General features: G+C 38.8%; 15 protein-coding genes. 12 read left to right on the top strand and 3 right to left on the bottom strand.

Annotated features, from left to right (window positions below; all coding sequences use genetic code 11):
* Positions 1-5: 5 nt before the first annotated feature.
* The 7 genes from QM382_RS04535 to QM382_RS04505 all read left to right on the top strand — a co-directional run bounded on the left by QM382_RS04535 (position 6) and on the right by QM382_RS04505 (position 7359).
* Positions 6-494, top strand: a complete 489-nt coding sequence (locus QM382_RS04535) for a DUF5590 domain-containing protein (protein WP_414272601.1) — start codon at positions 6-8, stop codon at positions 492-494.
* Positions 491-1669, top strand: a complete 1179-nt coding sequence (locus tag QM382_RS04530; protein ID WP_414272600.1) for a pyridoxal phosphate-dependent aminotransferase — start codon at positions 491-493, stop codon at positions 1667-1669. The genes QM382_RS04535 and QM382_RS04530 overlap by 4 nt, the downstream gene beginning before the upstream one ends.
* 149 nt (positions 1670-1818) lie before the next feature.
* Positions 1819-3162, top strand: coding sequence for an asparagine--tRNA ligase (gene asnS / locus QM382_RS04525; protein ID WP_414272599.1), 1344 nt, complete (start codon positions 1819-1821; stop codon positions 3160-3162).
* Positions 3163-3386: 224 nt separating this feature from the next.
* Entirely contained in the window at positions 3387-4586 is a 1200-nt protein-coding gene (locus QM382_RS04520) for an MFS transporter (protein WP_414272598.1), read from the top strand.
* 67 nt (positions 4587-4653) lie between these two features.
* Positions 4654-5421: an epoxyqueuosine reductase QueH gene (locus QM382_RS04515; protein WP_004252154.1), complete on the top strand. Its 768-nt coding sequence runs from the start codon at positions 4654-4656 to the stop codon at positions 5419-5421.
* A gap of 294 nt (positions 5422-5715) precedes the next feature.
* Complete coding sequence (locus QM382_RS04510) at positions 5716-6489, top strand: class I SAM-dependent methyltransferase (RefSeq protein WP_414272597.1); 774 nt, start codon at positions 5716-5718, stop codon at positions 6487-6489.
* Positions 6490-6501: 12 nt separating this feature from the next.
* Positions 6502-7359: a helix-turn-helix domain-containing protein gene (locus tag QM382_RS04505; protein WP_414272596.1), complete on the top strand. Its 858-nt coding sequence runs from the start codon at positions 6502-6504 to the stop codon at positions 7357-7359.
* A 324-nt stretch (positions 7360-7683) separates the two neighbouring features.
* Here the strand turns inward: QM382_RS04505 and QM382_RS04500 are convergent, their stop codons facing one another.
* From QM382_RS04500 to QM382_RS04490, 3 genes are all read right to left on the bottom strand, one after another.
* A complete protein-coding gene (locus QM382_RS04500; RefSeq protein ID WP_004252157.1) occupies positions 7684-8217 on the bottom strand; it encodes a DUF402 domain-containing protein in 534 nt (177 codons plus the stop codon).
* A gap of 87 nt (positions 8218-8304) precedes the next feature.
* On the bottom strand, positions 8305-9081 hold the full coding sequence (gene recX, locus QM382_RS04495; protein WP_414272595.1) for a recombination regulator RecX: 777 nt from the start codon (positions 9079-9081) through the stop codon (positions 8305-8307).
* Positions 9082-9091: 10 nt separating this feature from the next.
* Positions 9092-9868 (bottom strand): phosphotransferase, encoded by a 777-nt coding sequence (locus tag QM382_RS04490; protein WP_414272594.1) that lies wholly within the window; start codon positions 9866-9868, stop codon positions 9092-9094.
* A gap of 55 nt (positions 9869-9923) precedes the next feature.
* On the opposite strand from QM382_RS04490, the gene rlmD reads away from it, so the two are divergent.
* From rlmD to QM382_RS04465, 5 genes are all read left to right on the top strand, one after another.
* On the top strand, positions 9924-11291 hold the full coding sequence (gene rlmD / locus QM382_RS04485; protein ID WP_414272593.1) for a 23S rRNA (uracil(1939)-C(5))-methyltransferase RlmD: 1368 nt from the start codon (positions 9924-9926) through the stop codon (positions 11289-11291).
* A gap of 117 nt (positions 11292-11408) precedes the next feature.
* The gene (gene tpiA, locus QM382_RS04480) at positions 11409-12167 is read left to right on the top strand and encodes a triose-phosphate isomerase (RefSeq protein ID WP_414272592.1); all 759 of its coding nucleotides are present in this window, start codon (positions 11409-11411) and stop codon (positions 12165-12167) included.
* A gap of 230 nt (positions 12168-12397) precedes the next feature.
* Positions 12398-14134: an ABC transporter ATP-binding protein gene (locus QM382_RS04475; protein WP_414272591.1), complete on the top strand. Its 1737-nt coding sequence runs from the start codon at positions 12398-12400 to the stop codon at positions 14132-14134.
* Positions 14135-14144: 10 nt separating this feature from the next.
* On the top strand, positions 14145-15926 hold the full coding sequence (locus QM382_RS04470; RefSeq protein ID WP_414272590.1) for an ABC transporter ATP-binding protein: 1782 nt from the start codon (positions 14145-14147) through the stop codon (positions 15924-15926).
* A 149-nt stretch (positions 15927-16075) separates the two neighbouring features.
* Complete coding sequence (locus QM382_RS04465; protein ID WP_006148031.1) at positions 16076-16594, top strand: Dps family protein; 519 nt, start codon at positions 16076-16078, stop codon at positions 16592-16594.
* The last annotated feature ends 7 nt before the right edge of the window (positions 16595-16601 follow it).

The following is a 16601-nucleotide window of genomic DNA, read 5'->3' as shown; positions in this document are numbered from 1 at the left end:
GACGAGTGAAAAAGAGACAGAAAAAAGAAAAAAATTCCCTATTATTTCAGTACATTATTGGTATAACTTTGTTAACTCTAGTCATCACTTCTTCCTTTCTCTACTTGGTATGGCTCGGCATGAAGCCATATCGGACTGCTAAGATTGAAGGAGAGAAGCTAGCTAAGCAGTATGCAAATCTAGAAACGGTTAACCAGATTGATATCTTCAATGGTTTAGAAAGCTATTATAGTGTTCTTGGCCAAGATAAGAACCAGAAACCAGTTGCTGTCTTAATAGAGAAAAGTAGCAACAATATTTACGTATATCAACTAGAAAATGGTACTTCTCAAGAAAAAGCAGAAACAGTTGTCAGAGAAAAAGGAGCAACTGAGATTGACAAGATTACTTTCGGACGGTACGCTAACAAGCCTGTCTGGGAAATCAAGTCCGGAGGAGACTATTATCTGGTAGATTTTGAATCTAGCGCCTTAGTCGAAAAGGAGAAACAATGAAATTATCCAAACGTGTCTTAGAGATGGAAGAAAGCGTTACTCTGGCTAGTGATGCAAGAGCAAAGAAGTTAAAAGCTGAAGGAAAAGACGTTCTTTTCTTGACTTTAGGTCAGCCCGATTTTCATACTCCTAAAAATATTCAGGATGCTGCGGTTGCAGCCATTCGAGATGGTCGCGCGTCTTTCTATACGGTGGCTTCAGGTTTGCCTGAGTTAAAAGCAGCAGTCAATACCTATTTTGAACGATATTATGGATATTCTGTGGCAGCTAATGAGGTCACTTTTGCGACTGGTGCCAAGTTCTCCCTTTATACTTTCTTTATGGCTGTGATTAATCCAGGTGATGAGGTTATCATTCCAACACCATACTGGGTCAGCTATGGGGATCAGGTTAAGATGGCCGAAGGCCTTCCAGTCTTTGTCCAAGCCAAGGAAGACAATCACTTTAAAGTGACTGTGGAGCAATTAGAAGCTGCTCGCACAGATAAGACTAAAGTCTTGGTACTAAACTCACCATCTAATCCGACTGGGATGATCTATTCTCGTGAGGAATTGTTAGCCATTGGAAATTGGGCAGTTAAGCATGATATTCTTATCCTGGCCGATGATATTTATGGACGTTTGGTCTATAACGGGAATGAGTTCGTTCCAATCTCTAGTCTGTCAGAAGATATTCGCAAACAAACTATTGTCATCAATGGAGTGTCTAAGGCCTACGCTATGACAGGATGGCGTGTTGGTTATGCAGTAGGTGATCCAGAAATTATTGCTGCTATGAGCAAATTGACTGGTCAAACAACTTCAAACCTAACCGCTGTTTCACAATACGCAACAATCGAGGCCTTAACTGGTCCACAAGACTCCGTAGAAACCATGCGTCAGGCTTTCGAGGAACGTCTCAATACCATTTATCCTCTCTTGTGCCAAGTCCCTGGCTTTGAAGTAGTCAAACCGCAAGGAGCCTTCTACCTCTTCCCAAATGTTAAAAAAGCTATGGAGATGAAAGGCTATACAGATGTAACAGCATTTACAACGGCTATTCTTGAGGAAGTGGGTCTGGCCTTGATTACGGGAGCAGGATTTGGAGCACCAGAGAATGTCCGTCTCAGCTATGCGACAGACCTAGATACACTCAAAGAAGCTATTCGTCGCTTGCACCAATTTATGGAAAATTAGGAAGTAAAACCTCTGCCTCATTGGCGGAGGTTTTTGTTGTTAAAACTTATGAATTTCTATCAAACTAGCTAGCTATCAGGCATTATTTGTGGTACAATAGTGGGTAATAATATCTTTAGACAAGTTAAACAAAAAAAGGAAGATAAAACATGACAAAACGTGTAACAATTATCGAAGTAAAAGACTACGTTGGTCAAGAAGTCACTATTGGTGCTTGGGTTGCTAACAAGTCAGGAAAAGGAAAAATTGCCTTCTTGCAATTGCGTGACGGAACTGCCTTTTTCCAAGGTGTGGCTTTCAAACCAAACTTTATCGAAAAATTTGGAGAAGAAGTAGGTCTTGAAAAATTTGATACGATCAAACGCCTAAGCCAAGAAACTTCTGTTTTCGTGACAGGGATTGTCAAAGAAGACGAACGCTCAAAATTTGGTTATGAGTTGGATATTACAGACATCGAAGTCATCGGTGAATCTCAAGATTACCCAATTACTCCAAAAGAACACGGAACAGACTTCTTGATGGATAACCGCCACTTGTGGTTGCGTTCACGCAAACAAGTAGCAGTGATGCAAATCCGTAACGCTATTATCTATGCAACTTATGAGTTCTTTGATAAGAATGGTTTCATGAAATTTGATAGCCCAATCCTTTCAGGAAATGCTGCAGAAGATTCTACAGAACTTTTTGAAACAGACTACTTTGGAACATCAGCTTACTTGAGTCAATCTGGTCAGCTTTATCTTGAAGCAGGTGCTATGGCTCTAGGTCGCGTCTTTGACTTTGGTCCAGTATTCCGTGCAGAGAAATCTAAGACTCGCCGTCACTTGACTGAGTTCTGGATGATGGATGCGGAGTACTCATACTTGACACACGATGAGTCACTTGACTTGCAAGAAGCGTATGTAAAAGCTCTTCTTCAGGGTGTTCTTGATCGTGCGCCTCAAGCTTTGGAAACATTGGAACGTGATACAGAGCTCTTGAAACGCTACATTGCTGAGCCATTTAAACGCATTACTTACGATGAAGCCATTGACCTCTTGCAAGAGCATGAAAACGACGAAGATGCAGACTATGAACATCTTGAGCATGGAGATGACTTTGGTTCACCACACGAAACTTGGATTTCAAACCACTTTGGTGTACCAACCTTCGTGATTAACTACCCAGCAGACATCAAAGCTTTCTACATGAAACCAGTTCCTGGGAACCCAGATCGCGTGCTTTGTGCAGACTTGCTTGCACCAGAAGGTTACGGTGAAATCATCGGTGGTTCCATGCGTGAGGAAGACTACGATGCCCTTGTCGCTAAGATGGAATCACTTGGAATGGATCGTACAGAGTACGAATTCTACCTTGACCTTCGTAAATATGGTACAGTACCACACGGTGGATTTGGTATTGGTATCGAGCGTATGGTAACCTTCGCAGCTGGAACTAAACACATCCGTGAAGCTATTCCATTCCCACGTATGTTGCACCGTATCAAACCTTAATAGCCATAAAAACGCCGTCTGGCGTTTTTATACTCTTCGAAAATCAAATTCAAACTACGTCAGCTTCACCTTGCCGTACTCAAGTACAGCCTGCGGCTAGCTTCCTAGTTTTCTCTTTGATTTTCATTGAGTATTACTTTAAATGAAAGAGGTGGAGAAAATGTAGGCAAATCTAAGTAAGTCTTTTAGAAATAATCATATTACATATTGAAAGAGAGAAAACAATGTTTAAAAGAACTTACAAACGCAATATTCCACTCCTAGCAGGTCTGGAATTTACATCTTATTTTGGAATTACTAGTTTTTGGATTTTATTTTTCATTCAGAATGGTCTTTCCTTGCTTCAAATCGGTCTATTAGAGAGTATCTTTCATGGGACAAGTCTCTTATGTGAAATCCCATCTGGTATGTTGGCCGATCGATTTAGCTACAAGACCAATCTCTATTTGGCTCGCTTGGCCAGTATTGTATCCTCTATCTTGATTTTGTTTGGTCAGGGGAATTTTTGGATCTATGCTCTTGCCATGATGGTCAGTGCTTGGTCCTATAATTTTGACTCGGGAACCAGCACCGCTTTCTTATATGATTCTGCGGTAGAAGCGGGTCAAAAGGACCGATATCTTCAGATTTCTAGCTTTTTGTCTGGTGTGGCAGAAGTCACCCGAACTCTAGGTACAGTTGTCGCAGGCTTCTTTATTCACGGAGCATTGGCTTGGACCTATCTAATTGCTATGGGATTATCTTTTCTTTCTATAATCTTGATTTATTTTATGAAAGAACCAATGGCTAAGAGAGGAAGAAATGAAGTCTTAACCTTTAAAACGATTGTCCTACAAGTTCGAAAAGAATGGCAGGAAAAACCAGTACTCTTTTACTGGATGATGACTTATCAGCTAGTCGGGACACTCATGTGCATGTTTTACTTTTACTATCAGCAGAAAATAAGTGACTTAGTAGGATGGCAGGTATCGCTGGTCATGCTGATTGGTAGTGGCTTAAATCTTATAGCAGTTTATGTAGCTAGTCAAATTGGTAAAAAATGGAATAGCAATCTAGTTTTTCCGACTCTTGTTGCACTAACGGGCTTGTCCCTACTATTGGTGTTTTCTGGAACACCCTTTGCTTTTCTTCTTGTATATCTTTTAACCAATACACTTTATGCAGTTTATCAGCCGATCTATTTCAATGACTTACAAGGTTATTTACCTTCCAGTGTAAGAGCAACTATGCTTAGTATCAATTCCATGCTCTTTAGTCTTTCCATGATTGTCATATTTCCATTGACAGGTTGGTTGATTGATCGTTGGGGTCTTGTAGCTGTCTTTTTAGTTCTAGGCCTTATCTTACTTTTAATTTATCCTATATTAATAATCAGTCTAAAAAGGATGGGCAAGCTATTAAATCAGGACTTAAAAACTGAATAAAGCACGAAACCCTATTTGCCCAAAGAGCCTTCTTGTGATAAAATAACAAGAAGAAAAGGAGAAGAGCATGATTGATGTAGAAGAAATTCTAAGTAAGATGAATCCCAATCAAAAGATCAACTATGACCGTGTCATGCAAAAGATGGTCCAAGTTTGGGAAAAAAATGAAGAAAGACCAACTATTCTCATGCACGTCTGTTGTGCTCCCTGCAGTACCTACACTTTAGAGTACTTGACTAAGTATGCCGATGTGACCATTTATTTTGCTAATTCCAATATCCATCCCAAGGCAGAATATCATAAGCGTGCTTATGTGACCCAAAAGTTTGTCAGTGATTTTAATGAGAGAACTGGCAACAATGTCCAATATCTAGAAGCACCTTATGAACCCAATGAATACCGTAAACTGGTTCGAGGTTTGGAAGAAGAACCTGAAGGTGGCGATCGTTGCAAGGTTTGTTTTGACTATCGTTTGGACAAGACAGCTCAAGTGGCTATGGACTTGGGCTTTGACTACTTTGGTTCAGCCCTAACCATCAGTCCTCACAAAAATTCACAAACGATCAATAGTATCGGGATTGATGTGCAAAAAATCTACACCACTCATTATCTTCCGAGTGACTTTAAGAAAAACCAAGGTTACAAACGTTCTGTAGAGATGTGTGAAGAGTACGATATCTATCGTCAATGCTACTGTGGCTGTGTCTATGCCGCTCAAGCCCAGAATATCGACTTGGTGCAGGTCAAGAAGGATGCAACAGCCTTTATGGTAGATAAGGATATCGAGAAAGACTATTCGCATATCAAGTTCACTGTTACGAAGTTAGATATTTAGACGAAAATCTGCCACATTAGGCAGGTTTTTTGCTAAAATGTACTGGGATAGAAATAGATGGATCAATATTTAAATTTTTAGTCCGTGTCTTGCGAGACTTCAATAAATCAGTTGATACTTAAGATTTGTGGATAAAAATGAAGTTTAGATTAAAAGTGTTTTTTGGAGTCTAGAAGACCAAAAAATAGTTCAATACTGTGGTAAAATTATTCCTTTTTGCATTTATACAACTTATTTTACACTACCTTTATTCTTGTGATATAATGTCAAATTATAGAGTGGAGGTCATTTAGAATGATTGATAAAGTAATTGAACAATATAAAAATCATGATAATCTTGATATTCGAGTAGAATTGCATAAGAAGTATTCAAAAAATAAACTGGGATTTAATAATTGGATATTTTCTAACTACCAAATCACTGATGAAGTAAAGGTTCTAGAATTAGGATGTGGTACAGGAGAACTGTGGAAAAGTAATCTTGATTCAATAGACAAGATGAAGCAATTGATTATAACGGATTTTTCTAATGACATGGTAGAAACTACGAAGTTAGTGATTGGGAATAGAGATAATGTCAACTATGAAAGAATGGATATCCAAAATATTTCTTTTAAAAATGAAACTTTTGATATTGTTATTGCTAATATGCTTCTACATCATGTAAATGACATTGATAAAGCTATCTCTGAAGTGAATAGAGTATTAAAAAAAGGAGGAATTTTTTATTGTGCTACATTTGGTGAAAATGGAGTTGTAGATTATTTGGCAAGCTTATTTAAAGATGTGGTTAATCAAAATTTGGAAAATAAAACTTTTACTTTACAAAACGGGAAGACTTTTTTAAATAGGTATTTTGACACTGTGGAAAAATTAATTTATGATGATGAGCTACAGGTGACAAGTATAGACGATCTAGTTCAATATATTCAATCCTTGAAAGGAATTTCCGAAATAGGTTCACTAGAAGAGGAAATAATTCGTAATAGATTAGAAAGTGAGTTTAATAATGGTATGTTGATTATTCCTAAAGAATATGGTATGTTTATCGCTCGAAAAGAAAGTTAAGGGAACGAAATTGTGAAAAATTACGGAGAAGCTTTTAGATATTTTAGAAAATTAAACGGATATTCTTTAGAGTATGCTGCAGCTGATTCTATATCTAAATCTCAACTTTCTAGATTTGAAAGGGGAGAAAATGAAATTTCTCTTTCAACGTTTTTTGAATTATTATCAAATATCAATGTTTCGATCGAGAATTTTTGTAATTATCTAGAACATTATAAAAGATCGGAGCTTGATGATTTTTTGGTTAATTTATCTCCAAATTTTTATAGTTTGAATACTAAAGGATTGGAGGAAATAAAAAATGAGCAACAAAAACTTTTTGAGAAGAGTGGAGAAAAAACTTATAGAATAAATACAATTATGGTTCAGGGACTATTAAATCAGATAGATTGTAATTATGTAGTTAGTAGAGATGATCTAAATTTAGTATATGACTATTTATTCCAGAAGGAACGATGGGAGTCCTATGAGATAGCGCTGATTGGTAATTTATATCATCTTTTTGAGATAGATTATATTTACAGGGTCGGAAAAGAAATACTAGAGCGTACACATTATTACGAAAAAATTGGCAAGAATAGAAATTTAGTCGTGTCAGCTTGTTTAAATTTTTGGTTCTGCTGCCTTGAGAATTCACATCTAATATATGCAGACTACTTTGAGATGAAATTAAAAAAATTATTAAAAGATGACACAAAAGTTTTTGAAAAATCTACATTCAAATTTGTAGAAGGATATAAAATATACCTGACAGAATCTAAAGAATCTGGAATTAAGCAAATGCAAAATGTCATTAAATATTTTGAGTTTATTGAGTCTAAAAATATTGCTTTATATTTTCAAAAACGATTAAATGAGCTGGTAGATTAAATAGCATTTTCTCTGTTAAGTCATTTTTTCCAAAGATTGTACTATAGGATTGATGCTATGCGGAAATACAATAACTAAATTTTTTGATAGGAAGGTGACCTGTATTTTTTATACTAATCATCTTCTTATTTTTTGTATTAGACGATAGAAGATTGTTGTAAACTTACAAGGAACAAAGACATTAAAAAAGTATTAGTATATCTATTTATTTTGTATATCTTTCTAATTCTATCATAATGGATTTATTCCTTTTTGTGTTTACACAACTTATTTTACACTACCCAAAAAACGAGGTCAGGATTTTGTTCCTGACCTCTGACAACTTTACCGATTCTTTAGTTCTACGTAGCGTTTGTACCAAATGTTGACATAGGCTTCTGAGAAGGGGCCTCGTTCATTGTTGATCCAATCAACAAGAATCTTAACATGTTCTTTCAAAATATAGTCTAAATCATCAGGATAATTCATCTTGCGCTTGTGGCGCTCATACTCTTCAACATCCAAGAGGCGTTTTTCGCCATCTGTAAAAACTTTAACATCTAAATCATAGTCGATGTATTTTAAAGCTTCTTCGTCTAGATAGTATGGGCTAGCCATGTTGCAATAGTAGGAAATCCCATTATCACGAATCATGGCAATGATATTAAACCAATATTTTTTGTGAAAGTAAACAATAGCCGGTTCTCGAGTCACCCAACGACGACCGTCACTTTCGGTAACAAGTGTGTGGTCGTTGACGCCGATAATAGCGTTCTCTGTTGTTTTTAGTACCATGGTGTCTCGCCAAGTACGGTGAAGACTCCCATCATGCTTATAACTTTGAATTGTAATAAAGTCGCCTTCTTTTGGAAGTTTCATAACTAACCAACTTTCTACAATTTATAAGTTTATCGTTTACTATTGTATCACATTTTTGTTTAAAGTTCTTAGTTTTTCATGAAAAAATTAAAGATATTCTCTGAGAGCGCTGGCTATATCCGAAAAATCATAACCTTTTCTAGCTAAAGCTTGGGTCAAGCGCTGCTTGAGTTCGTATCCTTCATACTTTCGTGAGTATTTTTGGTATTGCTTATCCAACTCTTTAAAAATTAGCTCTTGGACAGTTTCTTCATCGACCTGGCTATCCAGTTGGTCAAAGGCTGTTTTAGCTTCCGAGTAGGAAAAACCTTTGTTGGTAAGATTTTGGATTATCTTATCTTGTAGAGCGCGAGCAGGCAATTTACCCTGATATTTTTTCAGTAGTTTTTCGGCTGTACGCTCTGCGACTTCCGTCAGATCAAATTCTTGTAAGACGTCTTGGATAACAGCCTTAGCAACTCCTTTTTGAGAAATCTTTTGTATGAGCATGTAGCTTCCCTTGTCACCAGATAGCTGATTGGAATTGATGATCGCATAGGCATACTGACGGTCATTGATCCAGTTATCATCCTTGAGGGCTTGGATGACTTGTGGTATGATTTTCTCATCAATCTCATGTTTAACTAAATAGTCTCTGACTTCCTTTTCAGTACGGGCCTTGAAGGATAAGTGGTAGAGCGCCAAGTTTTTTCCGTAGGAAAATTGTGCAAAGGTCTGAATTTCTGCAAACTCTTGAGGACTAATTTCCTTATCCTTGGTCAACATAAAGCGAACGATGGTATCCTCTGTAATATAGCAGGTTTGGTCACTATCAAGTTCTAGCAGATAGAGACGTTTTTTCTTTTCTAGTTTTGTGATTTTCATGGTTTTCCTTTTATCCAAACGCTTCAAAGGCAGCAACGAGTCGAAGTTTATGCACATCGACCTGTTCTCTCCCATAATAGTCAAGAAATAGTTCAGCGTATTTAGGGTCATGTAGGTTATAGTTGAGGGACCAAACTGCCCAAAAGAGATCGATATGTCGGTCACTGAAATCAGCTAGGCCAAGGTCAATAAAGCAAGAGAAGTGGTCAGCATCCTTTAGAATAAAGTTCGGTAGACAGGCATCCCCGTGAATAAAGGCATCTGTCTTTAAAAGGTGCCCTTGTTCTTGGATGAGTTGGAAGGCCTCTTCGCGACCGTTAATCTGGAATTGGGGTAGGAGGGCCTTGGCATAGAACTCACCTTTTTCATAGTTTTTAAAGGCTCTGTCTTTATAGGTCTGCAAATGGTTTTCTGATGGAAAATTTTGCGGATAAAAGCTGTGAAGTTTTTTAAGAGCTTCGGCCATGGTTCGGCAAATTTTATCTGGCTGGTCTATAAAAGCGAGAGTATCATGACCAATAGCCTCTTTCGTCAGGAGGTAGTCTTTATCTGTAGATAGATAGTGGATGACTGGAGTTCCTATTCCCTCTTGTTCAAACAAGCTTGCAATTCTAGCTTCTCGCTCTAATCTTCCCTTTTGATTAATTTTCAAATAGTAACCTGAATCAAGATAGAGAACCCTTGCGCCTGAATGAGAAGAGCTGTCAGAAAGAGTTGCTCCCTCTATATAAGTTCGTAATTGCTCAGGAAAATCCAATGGGGAAAAATGAGATATCTTTGTATTCATGGTTTTATTGTAACATATTCTTAAACATTGAGAAACTACGTGGTATAATAGACTTATGAGTCTTAAAGTCAAACAAAAAATTCCATTAAAAATTAAGCGTATGGGGATTAACGGGGAAGGTATCGGATTTTTCCAGAAAACCCTTGTTTTTGTTCCAGGCGCCCTCAAGGGTGAAGATATCTATTGTCAGGTGACTTCCGTTAAGCGTAACTACGTTGAGGCTAAACTCCTTGAGGTCAATAAAAAATCTAAGTTTCGAGTGGTTCCAGACTGTACTATTTATAATGAGTGTGGTGGCTGTCAGATCATGCACCTACATTATGACAAGCAGCTAGAGTTCAAGACAGATCTTCTCCATCAAGCACTGAAGAAATTTGCCCCTGCTGGCTATGAAAACTTTGAAATCAGACCAACCATTGGCATGCAGAAACCAAAGTATTATCGGGCTAAACTACAATTTCAGACACGAAAGTTTAAAAGCCAAGTCAAGGCAGGTTTGTATGCTCAGAATTCGCATTATCTGGTTGAATTAAAAGACTGTCTGGTTCAAGACAAGGAAACGCAAGCGATTGCCAATCGCATTGCTGAACTCTTGACCTATCATCAAATTCCAATTACAGATGAACGGAAAATCCTTGGAGTTCGGACCATCATGGTTCGTCGCGCACGGAAAACTGGGCAAGTTCAGATTATCATTGTGACCAATCGTCAATTAAATCTGACTCAATTTGTGAAAGACCTAGTCAAGGATTATCCTGAAGTAGTGACTGTCGCAGTCAATACCAATACTGCTAAAACCAGTGAGATTTATGGAGACAAGACCGAGATTATTTGGGGTCAAGATAGTATAGGCGAAGGTGTTCTAGATTATGAATTTTCTCTTTCACCTCGAGCTTTTTACCAGCTCAATCCTGAACAGACAGAAATTCTCTATAGTGAAGCCATTAAAGCTTTGGACGTAAATGAGAATGACCATCTGATTGATGCCTATTGTGGTGTTGGTACCATTGGTTTTGCCTTTGCCAAAAAAGTTAAAAGTCTGAGAGGGATGGATATTATTCCAGAAGCTATTGAGGATGCCAAAGAAAATGCCAAGCGCATGGGTTATACCAATACTCACTATGAGGCTGGAACTGCAGAAGAAATCATCCCTCGTTGGTACAAGGAAGGCTATCGTGCTGATGCCTTGATTGTAGACCCGCCTCGTACCGGTTTAGATGACAAGCTCTTGGATACCATCGTCAAATACGCTCCTGAAAAGATGGTCTACATTTCCTGCAATGTATCTACCCTGGCGCGTGATTTGGTCCGTTTGGTTGAAGTCTATGATCTGCATTATATCCAGTCAGTTGATATGTTTCCGCACACGGCTAGGACAGAAGCAGTGGTCAAATTAACCAAGAGAAAGCCAGACTCTAAATAGAATTGATGACTGGAAAGTATTTGAAAAGAAGACTTCTAGTTACAGAGTAAAATTTGCAAGCTCCCTCTATTTATGATAAAATAAGTAGAAAATAAAATGAAAAAAGAGGTATGTGAAATGTCACGTAAACCATTTATCGCTGGTAACTGGAAAATGAACAAAAACCCAGAAGAAGCAAAAGCATTCGTTGAAGCTGTAGCATCAAAACTTCCTTCATCAGACCTTGTTGAAGCTGGGATTGCAGTTCCTGCACTTGACTTGACAACAGTTCTTGCTGCTGCTAAAGGTTCAGATCTTAAAGTTGCTGCTCAAAACTGCTACTTTGAAGATGCTGGTGCTTTCACTGGTGAAACTAGTCCACAAGTTTTGAAAGAAATCGGTACTGACTATGTTGTGATCGGTCACTCAGAGCGCCGTGACTACTTCCACGAAACAGATGAAGACATCAACAAAAAAGCAAAAGCAATCTTTGCGAACGGTATGCTTCCAATCATCTGTTGTGGTGAGTCACTTGAAACTTACGAAGCAGGAAAAGCTGCTGAATTCGTAGGTGCTCAAGTTTCAGCTGCTCTTGCAGGATTGACTGCAGAACAAGTAGCTTCATCAGTTATCGCTTATGAACCAATCTGGGCTATCGGTACTGGTAAATCAGCTTCACAAGACGATGCACAAAAAATGTGTAAAGTTGTTCGTGACGTTGTAGCAGCTGACTTTGGTCAAGAAGTAGCTGATAAAGTACGTGTTCAATACGGTGGTTCAGTTAAACCTGAAAACGTTGCAGAATACATGGCTTGTCCAGACGTTGACGGAGCTCTTGTTGGTGGTGCATCACTTGATCCAGAAAGCTTCTTGGCATTGCTTGATTTTGTAAAATAAGCTTCAAATATCTAAGACAGACAGTTCCCTCCCTCGAGGTTAAGACTGCCTGTCTTCTTTTTAGTAAAAAGGCGTGCGAAAGCACGCTCTTTTCTGCATTTTATACTCAATGAAAATCAAAGAGCAAACTAGGAAGCTAGCCGCAGGCTGTACTTGAGTACGGCAAGGTGAAGCTGACGTGGTTTGAATTTGATTTTCGAAGAGTATTAGAAGAAAAAGAAAGGAGAATCATGCTGTATATTTGGTCTTATCTCAAACGTTATCCCAAGTGGTTAGTGTTAGACTTCTTCGGAGCTATTTTCTTTGTGATTGTCAATCTTGGGCTACCGACTGTTCTTGCTCGCATGATTGACCAGGGGATTAATCAAGGTAATGAAGAAAAGCTCTATTTTTGGGCTATCGTAATGTTGGTTATTATCGTCTTGGGGACATTTGGGCGGGTTGTTCTATCCTATGCTGCTAGTAAACTGACCACCAATATGGTTAAGGACATGCGAAATGATGTTTATGCTAAATTACAAGAGTATTCTCATCACGAATATGAACAAATTGGTGTTTCTTCATTGGTGACTCGTATTACCAGTGATGCCTTTGTCCTTATGCAGTTTGCAGAGCAGACGCTTAAGTTGGGTGTTATCACTCCCATGATGATGCTGTCGAGTATTCTCATGATTTTCTTAACTAGTCCCTCACTAGCCTGGATTGTCGCTTTTTCAGTTCCTTTCCTAGCTGTAGTAGTCCTTTATGTGGCAGTGAAAACGCGCCCCTTATCTGAAAAACAACAGAAAACACTAGACAAGATAAACCAATATGTCCGTGAAAATTTGATGGGCTTGCGAGTGATTCGTGCCTTTGCTCGTGAAGATTTCCAAGAAAAACGTTTCAAAGAGAAAAATGCAATCTATGCAGATAATTCGAATCGTTTGTTCAAATTGACTGGTTTGACGGAGCCACTGTTTGTGCAAATCATTATTGCCATGATTGTAGCTATCGTTTGGTTTGCTCTAGATCCTCTCAAGCAAGGAAGTTTGCAGATTGGGGATTTGGTGGCCTTTATCGAGTATAGTTTCCATGCCCTCTTGTCCTTCCTATTCTTGTCAAACCTCTTTACCATGTATCCACGTACGGCTGTGTCTAGTGAGCGCTTGAAGGAAATCATGGATATGCCTATTTCCATTGATCCAAATGAGGACGGAATTCAAGAAACAGAAACACATGGTTACTTAGAATTTGATAATGTGACCTTTGCTTATCCTGGGGAAACAGAAAGCCCTGTTTTGCATAACATTTCCTTTACTGCTAAACCGGGAGAAACCATTGCTTTTATCGGTTCGACTGGGTCAGGTAAGTCTACTCTGGTTCAGTTAATTCCTCGTTTTTATGATGTTACACTGGGGAAAATTAAGGTCGATGGTGTTGATGTCCGGGATTACCGTCTCAAATCACTCCGCCAGAAAATTGGATTTATTCCACAAAAAGCCTTGCTCTTTACAGGGACTATCGCAGATAATCTCCGTTACGGAAAAGAGGACGCCAGTCATGAGGACTTGCACCAAGCAGCTGATGTAGCCCAAGCCAAAGACTTTATCGAGAGTCGAGAAGAAGGTTTTGCAACTCATCTGGCTGAAGGGGGAAGCAATCTATCAGGTGGTCAAAAGCAACGATTGTCGATTGCCCGCGCAGTCATCAAGGGTCCAGATATCTATATCTTTGATGATTCCTTCTCAGCCTTGGACTACCGTACAGATGCAATTTTGCGTCGTCGTCTCAAGGATGTGACTAAAGATGCTACGGTATTGATTGTCGCGCAACGTGTTGGAACCATTATGGATGCGGACCAGATTATCGTCCTTGATAAGGGCGAAATAGTTGGCCGTGGTCGTCATGAAGAATTGATGGAAACCAATGACATCTATCGAGAAATTGCTGAGTCGCAGTTGAAAAATGCGTCTCTGACAGAAGAATAGGAGGTAAAGGATGAAACAACAATCTAGCCTAGCTCGTCTATGGAGTTATTTAAAAGCCTACCGTTTCTCTGTTTTCTTTGCAGTCTTCTTGAAAATAGTCAGCGTCATAATGAGTGTTATCGAGCCATTCATATTGGGGCTTGCTATCACTGAGTTAACCAGCAACCTCCTTGCCATGGCAAATGGTGTTGCAGGAGCAGGGATTAATACCAGCTATATCGCAGTGATTCTGGTGATCTATCTCTTGCGTGGCCTTTTTTATGAGTTGGGTTCTTACTACTCAAACTATTTCATGACCAATGCTGTCCAGTCTATGATACAGGATTTGCGAAATGAAATGAGCGAAAAAATCAACCGCATCCCTGTGTCTTACTTTGACAAGCACCAATTTGGAGATTTGCTGGGACGTTTTACTAGTGATGTAGAGACCGTATCTAATGCACTCCAACAATCCTTCTTACAGATTGTTAATGCAGTCTTTACCATTATTTTTGTTATGGGAATGGTCCTCTATCTAAATCTTCAGTTGGCTATCATTGTTATCTTGTCGATTCCAGTGACTTATTTTGGAGCCAAAACGATTCTAAACCGTTCGCAGCCATACTTTAAACAGCAGGCAGCTATATTGGGACGTATGAATGGATTTGTACAGGAAAACTTGACAGGTTTCAATGTTTTAAAACTTTTCGGACGAGAAGAAAATTCTCAAGAGAGATTTGAAAAGATTACGGATGAATTGCAACAAGTCGGATTCAAGGCGAGCTTTATTTCAGGATTGATGATGCCTGCCCTTCACATCGTATCTGATTTAACCTACCTGATTGTTGCAGTATTAGGTGGATTGCAGGTTATTGCAGGGCGTTTGACGATTGGTAATATGCAGGCCTTCGTTCAGTATGTGTGGCAGGTCAGTCAACCAATCCAAAACATTACTCAATTAGCTGGGCAAATGCAAAGTGCTAAGTCTTCGCTTGATCGTGTCTTCGAAGTTTTAGATGAACAGGAAGAAGTTCAAACTGCTGAAGTGAAAGAACTAGCACCATTGACAGGTCAAGTTAGTTTCAAAAATGTCGATTTCCAATATGTGGAAAACAAACCATTGATTCGCAATTTTAATTTAGATGTTGAACCTGGAGAGATGGTAGCTATCGTTGGACCTACCGGAGCAGGGAAAACAACCTTGATTAACCTTCTCATGCGTTTTTACGATGTGACAGCTGGTGCCATTTTAGTGGATGGCCAAGATATTCGTGACCTGTCTCGTCAGGACTATCGTCGCCAGTTTGGGATGGTTCTACAGGATGCCTGGCTCTATGAAGGCAGTATCAAGGAAAATCTTCGCTTTGGAAATCTGAATGCAACAGATGAAGAAATCGTTGAAGCTGCTAAGGCGGCCAATGTTGACCACTTTATCCGCACCCTTCCTGGTGGCTATAACATGGAAATGAACCAAGAGTCAAGTAATATTTCTCTTGGGCAAAAACAGTTGTTAACTATCGCGCGTGCTCTCTTGGCGGATCCTACAATCTTAATTTTGGACGAAGCGACCTCATCAGTCGATACTCGTCTAGAACTCTTGATTCAAAAGGCTATGAAACGTTTGATGAAAGGGAGAACAAGCTTTGTCATTGCCCATCGACTTTCGACTATTCAGGAAGCTGACAAAATTTTGGTGCTGAAAGATGGGCAGATTATCGAACAAGGAAATCATGAAAGTCTCCTAGCTGCAAAAGGTTTCTATTATGACCTTTATCAAAGTCAATTTTCTAGTAAAAACAGAGAAAATAGCTAGGGTAAATAGCCACTCATTTTCTTAAATTATCAGTCAATTACAACTTTTTTAATATGGGTTAATTTTCTTGCTTTTGTCTACTTGGAGTAGTATAATGAGGTAGTAATCAATAAATATGGTTACAAAAATAATTTTACGAGGTGAGAAAAATGGTTGAATTGAAAAAAGATGCATTAAAAGATGTAACAACATTATCTAAGACAGCTCCTGAAACGCTAGTAAAAACGAAGGAAGTCTTGAATCAAGCCGTGGCAGACTTGTACGTAGCGCATATCGCTCTTCATCAAGTACACTGGTACATGCGTGGACGTGGTTTTATGGTATGGCATCCTAAGATGGATGAATACATGGATAGCCTGGATGGTTACCTTGATGAAATCAGCGAACGCTTGATCACTCTTGGTGGCAAACCTTACTCTACTTTGACAGAATTCCTTCAACACAGTGAAATCGAAGAAGAAGTTGGAGAGTTCCGTAACGTAGAAGAAAGCTTGGAACGTGTCCTTGAAATTTATCGTTACCTCATCACTCTTTTCCAAAAAGCATTGGATGTAACAGATGAAGAAGGTGATGATGTTACTAATGATATTTTCGTTGGTGCTAAGGCAGACCTTGAAAAAACAGTCTGGATGCTTGCAGCAGAATTAGGACAAACACCTGGTTTGTAAGATACTG

This window comes from Streptococcus infantis (assembly GCF_047465185.1).
Lineage (GTDB): Bacteria > Bacillota > Bacilli > Lactobacillales > Streptococcaceae > Streptococcus > Streptococcus infantis_O.
The sequence above is the reverse complement of the archived record's forward strand: the minus strand, read 5'-3'. Positions and strand labels throughout refer to the sequence as shown.

Bases quoted from the DNA above. Each gene is read 5' to 3' on its own strand.
- tpiA (WP_414272592.1), top strand. From the start codon at position 11,409: ATGTCACGTAAACCATTTATCGCTGGTAACTGGAAAATGAACAAAAAC.
- rlmD (WP_414272593.1), top strand. From the start codon at position 9,924: ATGAGTCTTAAAGTCAAACAAAAAATTCCATTAAAAATTAAGCGTATG.
- QM382_RS04510 (WP_414272597.1), top strand. From the start codon at position 5,716: ATGATTGATAAAGTAATTGAACAATATAAAAATCATGATAATCTTGAT.
- QM382_RS04490 (WP_414272594.1), bottom strand. From the start codon at position 9,868: ATGAATACAAAGATATCTCATTTTTCCCCATTGGATTTTCCTGAGCAA.
- QM382_RS04520 (WP_414272598.1), top strand. From the start codon at position 3,387: ATGTTTAAAAGAACTTACAAACGCAATATTCCACTCCTAGCAGGTCTG.
- asnS (WP_414272599.1), top strand. From the start codon at position 1,819: ATGACAAAACGTGTAACAATTATCGAAGTAAAAGACTACGTTGGTCAA.
- recX (WP_414272595.1), bottom strand. From the start codon at position 9,081: ATGAAAATCACAAAACTAGAAAAGAAAAAACGTCTCTATCTGCTAGAA.
- QM382_RS04465 (WP_006148031.1), top strand. From the start codon at position 16,076: ATGGTTGAATTGAAAAAAGATGCATTAAAAGATGTAACAACATTATCT.
- QM382_RS04500 (WP_004252157.1), bottom strand. From the start codon at position 8,217: ATGAAACTTCCAAAAGAAGGCGACTTTATTACAATTCAAAGTTATAAG.
- QM382_RS04475 (WP_414272591.1), top strand. From the start codon at position 12,398: ATGCTGTATATTTGGTCTTATCTCAAACGTTATCCCAAGTGGTTAGTG.
- QM382_RS04530 (WP_414272600.1), top strand. From the start codon at position 491: ATGAAATTATCCAAACGTGTCTTAGAGATGGAAGAAAGCGTTACTCTG.
- QM382_RS04470 (WP_414272590.1), top strand. From the start codon at position 14,145: ATGAAACAACAATCTAGCCTAGCTCGTCTATGGAGTTATTTAAAAGCC.
- QM382_RS04515 (WP_004252154.1), top strand. From the start codon at position 4,654: ATGATTGATGTAGAAGAAATTCTAAGTAAGATGAATCCCAATCAAAAG.